We start from the raw sequence: 16078 nt of genomic DNA on the forward strand, positions 1-16078 counted from the left end.
TCATGAAGATCGCCCTCGCCGGCGCCGGCGCCTTTGGCGAAAAGCACCTCGACGGCCTGAAGGCTATCGACGGCGTCGAGGTCGTGTCGCTGGTCGGCCGGCGGCTCGATCAGACCCGGGCGGTCGCCGCCCGATATGGCATCGCCCACGCCTGCACCGATCTGGCCGAAGCGCTGGAGCAGCCGGGTGTCGATGCCGTGATCCTATGCACCCCGACGCAGATGCACGCGGCGCAGGCGATCCAGTGCATGGACGCGGGCAAGCATGTGCAGGTCGAAATCCCGCTGGCCGACAGCTGGGCCGACAGCGAAGCGGTCCTCGCCAAGAGCTCGCAGACCGGCCTCACATGCATGGTCGGCCACACGCGCCGGTTCAATCCATCCCACCAATATCTCCACGACAGGATCCGGCGCGGCGATCTCGCGGTGCAGCAGATGGACGTGCAGACCTATTTCTTCCGCCGCAAGAACATCAACGCCAAGGGCGAGGCGCGCAGCTGGACCGATCATCTGCTGTGGCATCACGCCGCGCACACGGTCGATCTCTTTGCTTATCAGGCGGGACCGATCGTCCAGGCCAATGCGATCCAGGGGCCGATCCATCCCGAGCTCGGCATCGCGCTCGACATGTCGATCCAGCTCCGGAGCGAAAGCGGCGCGATCTGCACGCTGTCGCTCAGCTTCAACAATGACGGGCCGCTCGGCACCTTCTTCCGCTACATCTGCGATAACGGCACATGGATCGCGCGCTATGACGATCTGGTCACCGGCCGGGAAGAGCCCGTCGACCTGAGCGGCGTGACGGTTTCGAACAACGGGATCGAGCTGCAGGACCGCGAGTTCATCGGCGCGATCCGCGAGGGCCGCGAACCCAACAGTTCGGTCCAGCAGGTGCTGCCCTGCTATCGCGTTCTTCATATGCTCGAGCAGCAGCTCGGGGCATGAAGACGCAGGTCGCGATCGTCGGCAGCGGCCCATCGGGCCTGCTGCTCGGCCACCTGCTGCGCGCGGCCGGGATCGACTGCGTGATCGTCGAGCGGCAGGGCCGCGCGCACGTCGAAAGCCGCATCCGTGCCGGGGTGCTGGAAACGGTGACGACCGACCTGATGCACCGGCTCGGCATCAGCGCGCGGATGGACGCCGAGGGGCTGATCGAGGATGGCTTCAACCTCGCCGACGGCGAGCGGCTGATCCGTATCGACATCAAGGCGCTGACCGGACGGCACGTCATGGTCTACGGCCAGACCGAACTGACCCGCGACCTGATCGCCGCCGCGCCGGAACGAGGTCTTAAGATCCTGTTCGAAGCCAAGGACGTCGCATTGCATGGCGTCGACGGCGACCGCCCCGCGGTGAGCTGCGAGATCGATGGCGAATCCCTCGACATCGAGGCTGATTTCATTGCGGGTTGTGATGGCTTCCACGGTCCGTCGCGCAAGGTCATCGTCGCCGCAGGCCATGCCCGTGAATATGAACGGGAATATCCGTTCGGCTGGCTCGGCATTCTCGCCGACGTACCGCCTTGCCATCCCGAGCTGATCTATTCGAACGACCCGTGCGGCTTCGCGCTGGCCTCGATGCGATCGGCGACGCGGAGCCGCTATTATATCCAGGTGTCACTCACCGAGAAGGTCGAGGACTGGCCCGAGGACAGGTTGTGGGACGAACTCGCCCGGCGCTTCGATCCGATCTCGCAGCATGGCGTGGCACGCGGCCCGGCGCTCGAGATGTCGATCGCGCCGCTACGCTCCTACGTGTTCGAGACCATGCGCCACGGCCGCCTGTTCCTGGCGGGGGACGCGGCGCACATCGTGCCTCCAACGGGCGCGAAGGGGCTCAATCTCGCCGCCTCGGACGTCGCCTATCTCGCCGATGCGCTGATAGCGCATTACCGCTCTGCCGATGACAGGCTTCTGACGCTGTACGAGGCGCGCGCGCTCGCCCGCATCTGGAAGGCCGAGCGGTTCAGCTGGTATCTCACCAAGCTGATGCACCGCTTTCCGGGCGAAGGGGCCTTCGAACACCGCATGCAGACTGCCGAACTCGATTATGTCGCTGGTTCGCAAGCGATGCAAAAGGCGATCGCGGAGAATTACGTCGGATTACCGCTGTAAGGTCACGCTCTCGACGCGCTGCTGGCCTGAGGCGAGTTGGCGCCGGTCATCTCGATATACTCCCTCAATCAGCGGTCCAGCCACCGTCGATTATGACGCTGGTGCCCGTGACGAGCGCGCTGGCGTCAGTGGCGAGGAATAGCGCCGCCCCCATCAGATCCTCGACTGTGCCAATCCGCCCGAGCTTGATCTTGACAAGCACGTTCGCCTTGAACTTCTCGTCGGCGAAGAAGGGCTTGGTCATCGGCGTTTCGATGAAGGTCGGCGCGATCGTATTGGAGCGAATACCACGGCCGGCGAGGTCAAGTGCAAAGCTCTTGTTCATGCCCTCGATCGCCCATTTCGATGCACAATATAGCGAGCGGTCGGGTCCGCCGACATGCCCCATTTGGCTGCCGATGTGGATCAGGCTGCCCCGGATGTCGTCGGCGATCATCCGCTTGACGCAGGCTTGCGCCACGAAGAATGCGGACTTCACGTTGAGGTCCATCACCGCATCATAGTCAGCCGGAGTAACTTCCCACATCGGCTTCGGTCGATTGGTGCCGGCATTGTTGACCAGCACATGGAAGCCGGGCCGGCCGGCGAAGAAATCCTCCACCGCTGCCAGATCGGAAACGTCGAGGATCGCGGCTTCGGCGCGCCCGCCGGCGTCGCGGATGGCGGCTGCGCCGGCTTCGATCTCCGCCGCCGTCCGCGCCGCGAGGGTCACCGCGGCGCCGGCGTCCGCCAAAGCTGCGGCGAGCGCGAGCCCGATACCACGCCCGGCACCCGTCACCAACGCACGGCGACCGTCGAGACGGAAGCTCGGTGTTCTTGGGAGGTCCATGTTACTCGGCCGCTACGCGGGCCTCGGCCCGGCCTGCGTAGGGCACATCGCGGTGGCCATAGCGGCGCACGCGGATATTGGCCTGTTCGCCATGGCCTGCAAAGCCCTCGAGCGCGCAGAGACGCGAGCAATATTCACCGATCATTGCCGATGCCTCGTCGGTCAGCACGCGTTGATAGGTGCAGGTCTTGAGAAACTTGCCTACCCACAGTCCGCCTGTGTAGCGCGCGGCCTTCTTGGTCGGCAGCGTGTGATTTGTACCGATTACCTTGTCGCCGAACGACACGTTGGTCCGCGCACCGAGAAACAGCGCGCCATAGTTGGTCATGTTGTTCAGGAAATAATCGGGATCGGCCGTCATCACCTGGACATGCTCGGAGGCGATCTCGTCGGCGATGCGGACCATCTCGGCTTCATCTTCGGCTACGATCACCTCGCCGAACGTGTCCCACGCCTTGCGGGCGATGTCGGCGGTCGGCAGGATCTGGAGCAGCCGCTCGATCTCGGCGATCGTCTCGCGCGCGAGCTTCTCGGAGGTGGTGAGCAGCACCGCCGGGCTGTCGGGGCCATGCTCGGCTTGGCCGAGCAGGTCGGTCGCGGCCAGTTCGCCATCGCAGCCGATCTCATCTGCGATGATGAGCGTCTCGGTCGGCCCAGCGAAAAGATCGATGCCGACCCGGCCGAACAACTGGCGCTTGGCTTCGGCGACGAATGCGTTGCCCGGGCCGACCAATATGTCGACGGCGGCGATCGACTGGGTACCCAGCCCCATCGCCGCGACAGCCTGGATTCCGCCGAGACAATAGATCTCGTCGGCGCCGGCCATCGCCTGCGCCGCGACGATCGCCGGAGCCGGCTTGCCACCGAACGGCGGCGCGCAGGTCACGACGCGCGGCACGCCCGCCACCTTGGCGGTGATCACCGACATATGTGCCGAGGCGAGCAGCGGATATTTGCCGCCGGGCACATAGCAGCCAGCTGCATTGAGCGGCAGGTTCTTGTGGCCGAGCACTACGCCCGGCAGCGTCTCGACCTCCACATCCTTCATACTGTCGCGTTGGATCCGGGCGAAGTTGCGGACCTGGGTCTGCGCGAACTCGATATCCTTGACGTCTTGCGGCGTCAGCGTGTCGATGCATGCCTGGATCTCGGCATCGGTCAGGCGATAGCTGTCACGATCCCACTTATCGAACCTGATCGAAAGCTCGCGCACCGCTGCGTCGCCGCGCGTCTCGATATCGGCGAGGATGCCCTCTACCGTATCGCGCACCTGGCGGCTGGTCTCTGCCTTCGCTGCGGCTGTCGCGCCGCGCTTCAAATATCGCACCCTGTCGTCCTCCTTTGCGCGTGAAGCCGACGGCTCTCTTCGTTTGTTCTGAGAGGCCGTTGCTGCACACCATCGACCGTCGGACGGCGCTTCCCGCTATCATCGAGACAGGCAGCGCTGCGTCCGGGCATTTCCCAAGTTGTGAGGAAAGCGTACGGACGGTGCTGCATCTCGACTAGGCGGATTAAAATTATGATCACCATAGGTTTTATCCTATGGCGGGTTCGCGCGCGTCCAGGTGGAGACGAGAGCTTGTAGCGCTTTGATTAGGCAATCTGATCGCCAGCGCTGCTCTGACCACACGTAAGCGCCTCATCCTCATACCTGCCAAGTTTGTGCAGACCCGCGCTTTGAGCGATTTCATAGGATATTGCCTATGGCTCGTATAATTTTTATCGCGCTAGTCCTGCCTTATCGGCGAGATTAATCCTCCGCTCGCAATATCGGATGAACGCTGGCGTTGTTCGAGCACGGCGCAGCGGAGCGGCATACAATCCGCTCCGGGGTGCTTGTGTCGTTCAAATAGAAACTAGAACCGGAGGGGACAGATGAAAAAATTTCTAAGCGAGAACCCAAATCTCCAGAACCGAAGCTCGGTCTGTAGATTGTCCTTCGCACTCCTTGCCTCCTCGATCCTGACTCCCTTGCCCGCCCTTGCGCAGGTTACGGGCGCCGCCATATCGACAGATGTCGAAGCGCCTTCTGCAACGGATGATGCGCAGCTCCAGGATATCGTAGTAACGGCCCAGCGCCGCGAGCAGAAGCTGCAGGACGTTCCGGTGTCGGTTAGCGCCTTTGGTGGAGCGGCCCTCCAGGCCAGCGGCGTCTCGACGATAAAGGAACTGTCCTTCGTCGATCCGTCGCTGAACATTCCGCAGGTCGTGGGCGTATATCTCCCCTTCCTGCGCGGCATCGGCAATGCGGCCGGCGGCAATCTCGGCAACGAGTCCAGCGTCCCGGTCTACATCGACGATCTCTATTACACGCGGCTGAGCACCGCATATCTGGCGATCAACAGCATTGATCGCGTCGAGGTGCTGAAGGGACCGCAGGGCACGCTGTTCGGCCGCAACTCGTCCGGTGGCGCCATCCAGATGTTCACCAAGGATCCCGGCCGGGAGACCGAGGTGAACGCCTCGGTCGGCTATGCAAATTACCAGCGGCTGAGCGGACAGCTATACGCATCCACGCCCCTGACCGACACCCTCGCCTGGAACATCGCCGTGGCGGGGACAGATCAGCGTGACGGCTGGGGCGAAAGCCTCGCCACCGGCCGCGATATCTTCAAGGAAAAGTTCGCGACGGTCCGCTCCAAGCTCCTCTGGGAGCCGGGTGACTCGACGCGCGTGAAGCTCGTCGGCTTCTACGCCTACACCAAGGGCGACATCGGTATGGTGCAGGACCGCCACAGCGGAACCTACGCATCTTCGGCCGCCATCGTCGCACCGGGTTATCCTAATCCGCCGATCAGGTTGCCGTCGCTTGCCGATGTCCCGGGTGATCATTTCTACGATACGCGCGAGGATCTCCCGCAGTTCGCTCGGGCGGAAGGCTATGGCGGCTCGCTGCGGATCGATCAGGGACTGGGATTTGCTGACCTCGTGTCGATCACCGGTTTCCGCAACTCGAAGGAACTCATCCGTCTCGATGCGGACATCACTTCGCAGAATCTGCTGAACGGCGACCTCAAGAGCGCCGACCGGCAGTTCACCCAGGAGTTTCAGCTCAAGTCGAAACGCGGCAGCGACATCGATTGGATCGTGGGCGCCTATTATCTTCACAGTCTGGTGAAATATAACCCGATTTCCCTCTACGGCGACGCATTTGGCGGCGCCGTGGTGGAGATCAGGTCCAGGCAGATCATCGACAGCTATTCCGCCTTCGGACAAGCCACGGTTCCCGTCCTCGCAGACACCAACCTGACCGTCGGGTTGCGGTACAATATCGACGACCTGAAGGGCTCGTCGCCCACCTACAGCAACTCCAGGCAGTTCAAGAAGCTGACCTGGAAAGGCACGCTTGATCATCATTTCACCGATGACGTGATGGGCTACGCATCGATCAGCCGCGGCTATAAATCGGGTGCGTACAAGACCTTCCCGCTCGATAGCCCGCCTGCGCTTCCCGAAGTCATCGACGCCTATGAACTGGGCCTCAAGACCGAGCTGTTCGATCGTCGTGTACGCCTGAACGGTGCGCTGTTCTGGAACGACATCAAAAACCCGCAGGTGCTGGCGGTCGACGTTCAGGGCCTGATCCCCGGCATCATTCTGACCAATGCGCAGAAGGCGCGGATCAAGGGCGCCGAGTTCAGCGTCGAGGCGGTTCCGGTGCACGGTCTCACCCTGCGCGGCGCGGCGACCTATCTCGATGGAAAATATGTCCGGTACATCAATGCGCCCTTCTACTGCCTCAACGGCACGACCATCGCCGGACCGTCGACCGCACAGCAGGGCGGGCCGTGCCCGGTGCCCGCAGATGGAGGGAGCGGCAATAAGCTGCCGAATGTGGCGAAGTGGAGCTTCAACGCCGGCGCAAATTACAAGCTCGACAACAGCGCGGGTGCCTGGGTCGCCGATGTCGGCCTGTCCTATACCGGCCGCTTCGCCTGGAACCCGGACAATTTCGTGATCGAGAAGGCAGTGACCCTGGTGAACGCCTCGCTCAACTTCACGCCGGCTTCGCTGAGCTGGCTGACGGTCGGTGCCTGGGGCAAGAATCTGAGTGGCGTGAAATATTACTCCATCTCGCAGGAGTCGGTAGGCCCGGCAGGAACGGCCGGTTTCCAGGCCGGTGCCGCCGCACCGCGAACCTATGGCGGGTCGCTATCGGTCAAGTTCTGATTGGAGCGGGCGTCGAGTTGTCTCGGTGCCCGTTCGTCCCACGACGGCCCTCGTAACCGCAGTCGTAAAGGGCAATCCATGGACAAGCAGATCCTCATAAACGCGTTCTACATGGCGTCCCCCGCGCAGGCATGGACGGGATTGTGGGCGCATCCGGATGCCCAGGGCGAGCGGTATAATGACCTTTCTTATTGGATCGAGCTGGCCCGCGCGGCGAAAAAGGGCCTGATAGACGGCATCTTTCTTGCCGATACGCTGGGCGTGGCCGACATCTATGAAGGCAGGCCGGACGCCGTCATGCGCGCGGGCGGGATGTTTCCCTCGAACGATCCGATGATGCTCATCCCGGCGATGGCGGCGGTTACGGAGCATCTGTGTTTCGGCGTCACCGCGAATACCACCTATGAGCCGCCCTATCTGCTGGCCCGACGCCTTTCGACTCTCGATCACCTCACCAGAGGTCGTCTCAGCTGGAATGTGGTGACCGGCATCCTCGCGTCGACGGCGCGGGCGATGGGTGTCGAGCCGGTGCCGCACGACAGGCGCTACGAGCTGGCGAGCGACTATATGGAACTCGTCTACAAGCTCTGGGAAGAAAGCTGGGACAACGACGCGGCGGTACGCGACAAGGCGAGCCGGACCTTCACCGATCCTGGTCGCGTGCGGCAGGTTTCCCATGGCGGGCACTACCGTTGCGAAGGCTATCATCTGTGCGAGCCGTCGCCCCAGCGGACACCTTTCATCTATGCGGCGGGCGGGTCCGGCAAGGGGACTGCTTTTGCGGGCCAGCACGCCGAGGCGGCTTTCACGGCCGCGCATGACAAGCCCAGCGCCAGGCGGATCGTCGACAGCTATCGCAAGGCGGCCGAACAGGCGGGGCGTACACCCGACAGCATCAAGGTCTTCAACGCTGTGACAGTGATCGTCGCACCGACCGAAGCCGAGGCGCTGGATCTCAAGCGCCAATATGCGGATTACAGCAACGAGGCCGGCAATCTGGCGATGATGTCCTCCTTCCTCGGCATCGATCTTTCTCGATACGACCCCGACGATCCGATCGAATATGTCGAAAGTAATGCGATGCAGACCGCGGTAGAGGCGATGACGAAACATAATGGCGGCAAGAAGGTGCGCGTCCGCGATATCGCGGCGTTCGCGGACCTGCCGGGGCGCGAACCTTTCGTCGTCGGATCGCCCGAGCAGGTTTGCGACAGCATGATCGACTGGATCGACGAGACGGGTCTCGATGGTTTCAACCTGGTCCGCACCGTCGAACCCGCCGGGCTCCAGTCCTTTATCGATCTCGTCGTGCCTCGGTTGCAGGACAGGGGGCGCTACAAGACCCAATATGCCCCCGGCACGATGCGTGAGAAGATGTTTCCCGAAGGTGGTGCGCGCCGTCCCGCCGATCATCGCGGCGCGGCGTTCCGCCATAGGGCAGGATAAAAGACATGCAGCAGCTCCCCGCCGACCTGGAGACCTTCAAGCGCTGGACTATCGGCAAAATACGCGTGACGCGCGTGCTCGAATTGCCGCCCACCGCATTCGATCCGGCAATCTTCATCCAGGCGACGCGTCGCGAGATATTGGATCATGGCGATTGGCTATGCCCATCCTTCGCCACCGACGATGGCGATATCATCCTGCATTTCCAGGCCTTCATCATCGAAGCCGGCGGCAAGAGGATCATGGTCGATCCCTGCATCGGCAACGACAAGCCGCGCGGTCATCCGCTGCTCGACATGCTCGACAACCCGTTCCTGGAAAGACTGGAACGTGCCGGCTTCCCGCGGGAGAGCATCGACGTCGTGCTGTGCACGCATCTGCACGTCGACCATTGCGGGTGGAACACCATGTTGGTTGACGGCCGATGGGTGCCGACTTTCCCCAATGCGCGTTATCTGTTCGCAAGACGGGAGATCGCCTGCGCCGAAATCGACAGCGATGGCGACGCGGCGGCGATCTATCAGGATTCGGTGCAGCCGATCATGGACGCCGGCCTCGCCGAGCTGGTCGATCCCGGCCATGTGATCGTTGAGGGCGTGAGGCTCGAGGCGACGCCGGGGCATACGCCCGGACACTGCTCGATCGTGATTTCGTCCGGCGGCCACGAAGCGATCATAACCGGTGACGTCATCCACCACCCGGTTCAGGCGGCCTTGCCCCATGTGTCGAGCAACTTCTGCCAGGACGAAGCCGTGGCGATCGCCACGCGCCGTAGCGTCCTGGCGCACGCTGCCGATCACGACGTCATGCTGCTCGTGGCGCATTTCGCCGGATCCTCAGGGGTCTATGTGCGGACCGATGGCGATGCTTGGACGGTCGAAGAGACCTGACCCGTCGATGCTCCACGCGGCAAAAGCATACGGCGGATAGCCCCACCTGATAGGAGAGGAGAGCATCATGAGCCGAAATCCGGTTTTCAACGGCAACAAGCTCAAGCTCGGCACATTCTGTACCAATGGACGCGGCACGACGCATTCGCTCGCTCCGGAAGCGAACCAGCTGAACTGGCAGGGCGCGCTGGAGGTGGCTAGAGAGGTCGACCGCGCGGGATATGAGGCGGTCGTGCCTTTCGCCCGCTGGAAGGGCTATGTGCAGGGCAAGCCCGGCCATGTGTCGGGCGAAGTGCTCGATCCCTACACCTTTGCCGCCGCGATCGCGCAGGCCACCACGCAGGTCGGTGTCTTCGTCACCTCGCACGCGCCGACCATCCATCCGATCGTGGCCGCCAAGCAGACCGCCACGATCGATATCATCTCCAACGGCCGCCTCGCCCTCAACGTGGTGGGCGGCTGGAACCGGCCCGAGCTGGAAATGTTCGGCGCGCCGCTGCGGGAGCATGACCAGCGCTACGACTATCTCGCCGAATGGCTGGACGTCCTGAAGCAGCTCTGGAGTTCGACCGAAGAGTTCGACCACCATGGCGAATTCTTCGACGTGATCGGCGGCTTTTCAAATCCCAAACCGGTACAGCGGCCGCATCCGCCGATCATGAATGCGGGGCATTCGGGGCGCGGCAGGCGCTTTGCGTGCGAGCATGCCAACTTGTGCTTCATCGGGATTCAATCCGAATCGCCCGGCAGTATCCGCAACGAGGTCGACGCGTACAAGCGCGTTGCGCGGGAGGAGTTCGGCCGCGACGTTCAGGTGTGGGCCCACACCTATGTTGTCCAGCGCGACACGCAGAAGGGGGCGGACGACTTTGTCGAATATTACGCCGTCGAGCATCAGGACCGCGAAAGCATCGACGGCCTGATCGGCCTGTCGGTCCCGGAGGTGAAGGACATGCCGCGCGAGGCGTGGGAAGCCGTGCGGACCAGATATGCTGCGGGTTATGGCGGCTTCCCTCTGGTCGGAACCGCCGAGCGCATCTGCGAGAAGCTGTCCATGTTGTCGGACGCAGGGCTGGATGGTGTGCTTTTGACCTGGATCGACTTCGTCGACGGAGCCCGGCGCTTCAACCGCGACGTTCTGCCGTTGCTGGAGCGTGCAGGTCTGCGAAAGCCCGTTGCAGGCGGCTGATCCGCTGGAGCCGGGCGCCGGGGCGCGCTCCGCTCAGGTTCACAGGCGCAATTTGGCGACGGCCTCCGCAGTGTCGTCGTCGGCGACCCCGTCGGACAGCATCCGCATCTTAGCGGTGCGCCAGCGGCCCGAGGAGACCGATTCCACAACCTGCTCGGTCAGGTATTTCTCATAGGCGGATACCGCGGCGGTCTTTGGGCGATTTTTCGGCGTTGCGATCGACCACGTCATCGATGCGTCGGTCAGCGGAATGGCCTCGAACGCGGCGCCCGATTCCTCGGTTGGCAGCGCGCAGGCGGACAGGATCGTGTAGCCGAGGCCCCGGGCGACGAGCGGAAGGATGTTCGTCGACGGCGTTTCCAAAACGGGGTTCAATGTATTGCCGGCCGCGGCGAGCGTTCGATCGATCCGCCGCATCACCATCGTCAGGTTCAGCGGGAGGATCATGGGATAGTCTGCGACATCGCGCAGGCTGATCGATCCCAGCGCGCTGAGCTTGGATCCCGCCGGACCGAGCAGGAAAAGCTCGTCCTCGACGAGCGGCTTCGACCAGAAATTATCCTGCTCGTCCGTCTCCACCAGCACCGCGAGCTGCAGCTCGTTGGCATTCATCGCTTGGGCCAGCGCCTCGCTGGCATTGACCGCGAGCTTGACATGGACCTCGGGAAATTCGCGGCGAAACCGTTCGATCACCGGATAGGTGACGAGTTCCGACCAGGATATCGGCATGCCGATCGACAGCGTGCCGCGCGGGCGCGCCTGCGCACTTTCGAGCTGGCTCTGCAGCCCGTCGATCTCATCGATCAGAATTTCCGCCTTGAGGCGCAACGTTTTGCCGGCTTCGGTGAGCATGACGCCGCGGCCGTGGCGCATAAACAGGGCGAGGCCGAAATGCTCTTCCAGGTGGCGCAGATGCTGTGTCAGCGATGGCTGGGTAATGTGCAAGCCCAGCGCCGCCCGCGTGATGCTGCCATATTCGGCAACTTTCAGAAAATAGCGCAGACTGCGCAGGTTCATGTCAGCCCTCTCCATTGTGCCGAACATCGCAGCCCAACCATAGGACATCGCCTATGGCTTGCATAATTTTTATCGAGCTAGTCCGAATCGTCGCCCGCCCATATCGTTTGCCGAGACGAAGCAGAAAACAAATCCGCTAAGTTCATCGCAAGCCGCTGCGAGCGCGACCGCGCTCGACGATGATCGATCGTTAGGAGAGTGCATGTCGGGGTTTGAAGGCAAGGCGGTGCTCATCAGCGGCGCTGGAAGCGGAATCGGAAGGGCGACAAGCCTGGCCTTCGCGGCCCATGGCGCGCATGTCTGGGTAACCGACTTCGACAAGGCCGGGGCCGATCGCACCGTCGAACTGATCGCGGACGCGGGCGGCACGGCGACCGCGGTCAAGCTGGATGTCAGGCTCGAGTCCGATTGGCAGGCTGCATTCGACCTGACCGATGCACATGCGGCGGCGCTGACCACCGTGGTCAACTGCGCCGGCAAATCGATGCTGGCCGACACGTTCACGATGTCGCTGGACGAATTGCGGCTCGTCATGGCGATCAATGTCGAGGGCGCCTTTCTCGGGATGAAGCACGGTATTCCCAGGATCGCGAAGTCGGGGGGCGGGGCCGTCGTCAACATCTCCTCGATCATGGGCCTCAAGGGCAAGGCCCGCATGGCAGCCTATTGCGGAGCGAAAGGCGCGGTACGGATGATGACCAAGGCGATCGCGCTGGAATGCGCCGAGCTTCGCAACAAGGTCCGCGTCAATTCGGTGCATCCCGGCGTCGTCGATACCCCCGCCTGGAGCAAGCATGATGCTAAGGAGGCCAGAATGCTCGCCGGAGCGGAAGGCGCATCGGGCATGCTCGATGTCCATGAAGTCGCCGGCGCCATGGTTCCGATCGGCGTCGCGGCCTCTGCCGAGGAGATAGCCGAAACGGTACGCTTCCTCGCTTCGGATGCGGCGCGCCACATCACCGGCGCCGAGATCGTCATCGACGGCGGCATGACCGCGGACTGAAACATGTTCGATATCAGCGAGATCGCGGCATGAGCATCCAACTGAAGCTCGAAGGTTCCTCGTCGGACAGTCGCTTCGACTTTACCCTCCATCAAGACGGCGGCGTCCTTCCGGCGACCTTCTGGAACGCGCGGAAGTCGGCGGGCGCCGATAGCCCGCTCACCCTGCTTCAGCACGGCGGGCCTTTTCACAAGCGCCATGAACGCACCGACGATCTGGCGCGGCAGGTGGTCGAACGTACGGGTAGCGCCGTCCTGCTGATCGACGGGCCTATCCATGGCCGTCGCCGGGACGACGAACTGCCCGTGCCTGAAATGCTGGGTCTGTTCGAGCGCCATTGGCGGGACCATCCCGGTATCGACGCCTATGTCGCCGATTGGCGGATGGCGTTGGACGCTGTTCTACAACAGGGCTGGGCCGATCCAGATCGTGTCGCCTGGCTGGGGATGTCGATGGGAACGGCTTACGGCATCCCGTTTTGCGCCGCAGAAACCCGCATCAAGGCGGCGGCACTCGGCATGTGGGGCACCGATTGGGGACAGGAGGCCAGTCTCTTCGACAGCGCGCGCCGGCTGCGGACTCCGGTGCTGTTCCAGATAAAATCCGAAGACGAGATATTTTCGACCGAGGGCCAGCGGGCCCTGTTCGATGCGCTTGGATCGCCGAACAAGTGCCTTCACACTTTTCCGGGCGGCCATTCGCTGACGGCGCCGGGGCAGCTCGACGAGCTGCTCGAATTCATTGTCCAGGCCTTCGGCCCGGCCGACAAACCCGCCGCCTAGCTACCTTGCCGTCCCGCGCGCCCTAGGAGATTATGATGAACAACCCGCCCTGGCGCTCGAGAGCGACACTCGATGGTCCGATGCGCGTGGCGAACCGGATGCATCTGCGCGCGACCGGTCTCGACGACGAGGCGATCGCCAAGCCGTTCGTCGGCGTCGTGCATACCCATGCCGAGGTGAGTCCGTGCGTGATGTCGCTCGCGCCACAGGCCGCGGCCGCCAAGCTGGGCGTCGAGGTGGCGGGCGCGACGGCGCGGGAATTCTCGACGGTCTCGATCTCGGACGTCTGGACGATGGTCCATGAACGCGGGCCGCAGTTCAGCCTGATCTCGCGCGAGCTGATCGCCGACTCGGTCGAACTCGTCCTCCAGGGACAGCGCTATGACGCCGCCGTGACCCTGGGGGCCTGCGACAAGACCGTCCCCGGCATGCTGATGGCCCTGACCCGCGTCAATATCCCCGGGGTATACGTCCATGGCGGCGCGGCGCTGCGCGGCTGGAGCAATGGCGAGCCGATCAACTTCTACCGGGTATTCGGCGATATGGACCGGACGCTTAACGGGGAGATGAGCGAAGAGGAGCTCGAAGAGCTGAACAAGGACGCGATGGTGTCGGTCGGCACCTGCCCGGGCCTGAACACTGCGAGTACGGGCGCGACCTGCGCCGAGGTGATGGGGTTTTCGGCTCTCGGCACGGCCTCGATACCAGCGGTTTATTCGCAGCGTCTCGCGCTCGCCCGAAAGGCCGGCGAGCAGGCGGTGAAATTGCTTGTCGAGGGCGGCCCATTGCCGCGCGACTGGGTAACCCGCGAGAGCTTGGAGAATGCGGTGACCGTCGTCGCCGCGACGCGCGGATCGTCGAACATGCTGCTGCATCTCCCGGCGATCGCCAACGAGGCGGGCGTGAAGTTCGAGCTGAAGGACATGGCGGAAATCCTGCGGCGGACGCCGCGCATCACCAGCCTCATTCCCAATGGCCCCCACGCGCTGATCGATCTTCACCGGATCGGCGGTCTGCCGGTGATCTTCAAGTCGCTGCTCGATGGCGGCTTCCTCCATCCGCACACGCCGACCAATGACGGACGTCCGCTGTCGGAGGCGCTGGCCGATGCTCCTTCTCCCGATGGCACTATCGTCCGCTCCTGCGATGATCCGTTCCAGCCCGACAGCGGCATCGTCATCCTGCAGGGCAATCTCGCGCCCGGCGGCTGCATCGTGAAGACCGCCGATATTCCGTCGCTCGTCTTCGAAGGCCCGGCGCGCGTGTTCGATGGCGATGCCGCGGCACGCACGGGAATCGCCGACGGGAAGTTCAGCGCCGGCGACGTCATCATCGTCCGCGGCGAAGGGCCGCGTGGTAGTCCCGGCATGCGCGAAATGCTGGATGTCCCGATCCCGATCCGCCGGCGCGGCATGGGCAAGGACGTGGCGCTCGTCACGGATGGACGGTGGCCCGCAGGAACCGGCGGCCTGTGCGTGGCCCATGTCTCGCCCGAGGCGCATGGCGGCGGTCCGCTCGCGCTGGTCGAGGACGGCGACATCATCCGGATCGATGCCGAGAAAGGGACGATCGATTTCAAGGTCGCCGACGAAGAGATCGCCCGGCGCCGCGCGGCCCTGTCACCGTCCAAATTCTGGTCCGGCGGGGTGGGCGAGAAATATGCGCGCTCGGTCGGCCCGACCCATCTGGGAGCGCCGACACATTCCTACGGATGACCCTGTCGCCCCGCGACGCCGGCGGATGACGCCGACGCCGATCACATCGCTCGATTGGATGATATCATGACGCCACCTGCCGCTCCCAAGATCAGCATCATGCCGACCTCCTTCGGCGCCGCCGGGGGACCGCGTCAGGCGCCCGACCATGCGGATTTTCGCCCGGGGCCGATCAAGTTCACACGCTATGTCGTCCGGTTTCTCGGTCGCGCGGACCAGTTGGGCGCTCTGCTGCCGAAAGGGCTCGCCCTGCGCGGCGAGCCCATGGCGCAATTCCACTTCTTCTGCCTGCGGGACATCCCCTGGCTGGCGGGCCGCGGCTACAACATCCTGTCGCTGATGATTCCGGTAACCCATAAGGGCGGGACCGGCGAGACGGTCGACGGTGTCTACACCGCGGTGATGTGGGAGAATCTCGGCGACCCGATCATCACCGGTCGCGAACAGCTTGGGCATCCGAAGCTCTACGCGCAATTGCCCGATCCCCGTCGCTTGAACGGCGAGACGCATATTCGTGCGAGCTGGGAAGGCTTCACCTTTGCCGAGCTGCAACTGTCCTGCGAGACGCCCGCCGATCCGGTGCTGGTGTCCGAGATCGGCGCCAGCGTCGGAGCGGGGATCATCGCCCATAAATATATTCCCCGCAGCGGGCAGTGGGACGTGGCCGATGCCGACTATCTGACGCTGTCGCCGGTGCCCGGCACGGCCAATATGCGCGATCCGCAGCCGGCGCCTTCAGTCTGGACCGGCACCGGCAGCATCCGGTTCAACCTACCGCAATGGCAGGACATGCCGACCCAATATCACATCGTCGCGAAAATCGCCGCGCTGGAACAGTGCGCAGCGCTCGACGCCCTCATCATGGAGGGGACGACCTATCTCGACTTCTCCGACCAGACGATCCTCAGCTGATCAAGGAGGACT

The 16078-nt window shown here is 63.5% G+C and carries 13 protein-coding genes; 10 read left to right on the forward strand and 3 right to left on the reverse strand.

All coding sequences use genetic code 11. From position 1 onward, the window contains the following. Window positions 1-2 precede the first annotated feature (2 nt). Together ASE22_RS13245 and pobA are read left to right on the forward strand one after the other, a co-directional pair. Window positions 3-944, forward strand: a complete 942-nt coding sequence (locus ASE22_RS13245) for a Gfo/Idh/MocA family oxidoreductase (RefSeq protein WP_056360056.1) — start codon at window positions 3-5, stop codon at window positions 942-944. Further along, the gene (gene pobA, locus ASE22_RS13250) at window positions 941-2113 is read left to right on the forward strand and encodes a 4-hydroxybenzoate 3-monooxygenase (protein WP_056360057.1); all 1173 of its coding nucleotides are present in this window, start codon (window positions 941-943) and stop codon (window positions 2111-2113) included. Before ASE22_RS13245 ends, pobA begins: the two co-directional genes overlap by 4 nt. Window positions 2114-2177: 64 nt before the next feature. On the opposite strand, the gene ASE22_RS13255 is transcribed toward pobA, so the two are convergent. Next, window positions 2178-2942, reverse strand: coding sequence for an SDR family NAD(P)-dependent oxidoreductase (locus ASE22_RS13255; protein WP_056360059.1), 765 nt, complete (start codon window positions 2940-2942; stop codon window positions 2178-2180). Window position 2943: 1 nt separating this feature from the next. Beyond that, window positions 2944-4269 (reverse strand): histidinol dehydrogenase, encoded by a 1326-nt coding sequence (hisD, locus tag ASE22_RS13260; protein ID WP_056360062.1) that lies wholly within the window; start codon window positions 4267-4269, stop codon window positions 2944-2946. Window positions 4270-4817: 548 nt separating this feature from the next. On the opposite strand from hisD, the gene ASE22_RS13265 reads away from it, so the two are divergent. From ASE22_RS13265 to ASE22_RS13280, 4 genes are all read left to right on the forward strand, one after another. Continuing rightward, window positions 4818-7112: a TonB-dependent receptor gene (locus tag ASE22_RS13265; RefSeq protein ID WP_082545437.1), complete on the forward strand. Its 2295-nt coding sequence runs from the start codon at window positions 4818-4820 to the stop codon at window positions 7110-7112. Between the two features lie 78 nt (window positions 7113-7190). Further along, a complete protein-coding gene (locus tag ASE22_RS13270) occupies window positions 7191-8558 on the forward strand; it encodes an LLM class flavin-dependent oxidoreductase (protein WP_056360070.1) in 1368 nt (455 codons plus the stop codon). 5 nt (window positions 8559-8563) lie between these two features. After that, the gene (locus tag ASE22_RS13275; protein ID WP_056360072.1) at window positions 8564-9448 is read left to right on the forward strand and encodes an MBL fold metallo-hydrolase; all 885 of its coding nucleotides are present in this window, start codon (window positions 8564-8566) and stop codon (window positions 9446-9448) included. Between the two features lie 67 nt (window positions 9449-9515). Beyond that, window positions 9516-10637 (forward strand): LLM class flavin-dependent oxidoreductase, encoded by a 1122-nt coding sequence (locus ASE22_RS13280; RefSeq protein WP_056360075.1) that lies wholly within the window; start codon window positions 9516-9518, stop codon window positions 10635-10637. A gap of 39 nt (window positions 10638-10676) precedes the next feature. Here the strand turns inward: ASE22_RS13280 and ASE22_RS13285 are convergent, their stop codons facing one another. Further along, complete coding sequence (locus tag ASE22_RS13285) at window positions 10677-11654, reverse strand: LysR family transcriptional regulator (RefSeq protein WP_056360078.1); 978 nt, start codon at window positions 11652-11654, stop codon at window positions 10677-10679. A 202-nt stretch (window positions 11655-11856) separates the two neighbouring features. Between ASE22_RS13285 and ASE22_RS13290 the strand changes: the two genes are divergently transcribed. From ASE22_RS13290 to ASE22_RS13305, 4 genes are all read left to right on the forward strand, one after another. After that, window positions 11857-12657, forward strand: coding sequence for an SDR family NAD(P)-dependent oxidoreductase (locus ASE22_RS13290; protein WP_056360081.1), 801 nt, complete (start codon window positions 11857-11859; stop codon window positions 12655-12657). A 29-nt stretch (window positions 12658-12686) separates the two neighbouring features. Continuing rightward, window positions 12687-13439, forward strand: a complete 753-nt coding sequence (locus ASE22_RS13295; protein ID WP_056360083.1) for an alpha/beta hydrolase family protein — start codon at window positions 12687-12689, stop codon at window positions 13437-13439. 35 nt (window positions 13440-13474) lie between these two features. Further along, window positions 13475-15154, forward strand: a complete 1680-nt coding sequence (locus tag ASE22_RS13300; RefSeq protein WP_056360085.1) for a dihydroxy-acid dehydratase domain-containing protein — start codon at window positions 13475-13477, stop codon at window positions 15152-15154. Window positions 15155-15220: 66 nt separating this feature from the next. Further along, on the forward strand, window positions 15221-16066 hold the full coding sequence (locus tag ASE22_RS13305) for an acetoacetate decarboxylase family protein (protein ID WP_156397220.1): 846 nt from the start codon (window positions 15221-15223) through the stop codon (window positions 16064-16066). The last annotated feature ends 12 nt before the right edge of the window (window positions 16067-16078 follow it).

The organism is Sphingomonas sp. Root720 (genome assembly GCF_001428605.1).
GTDB lineage: Bacteria > Pseudomonadota > Alphaproteobacteria > Sphingomonadales > Sphingomonadaceae > Rhizorhabdus.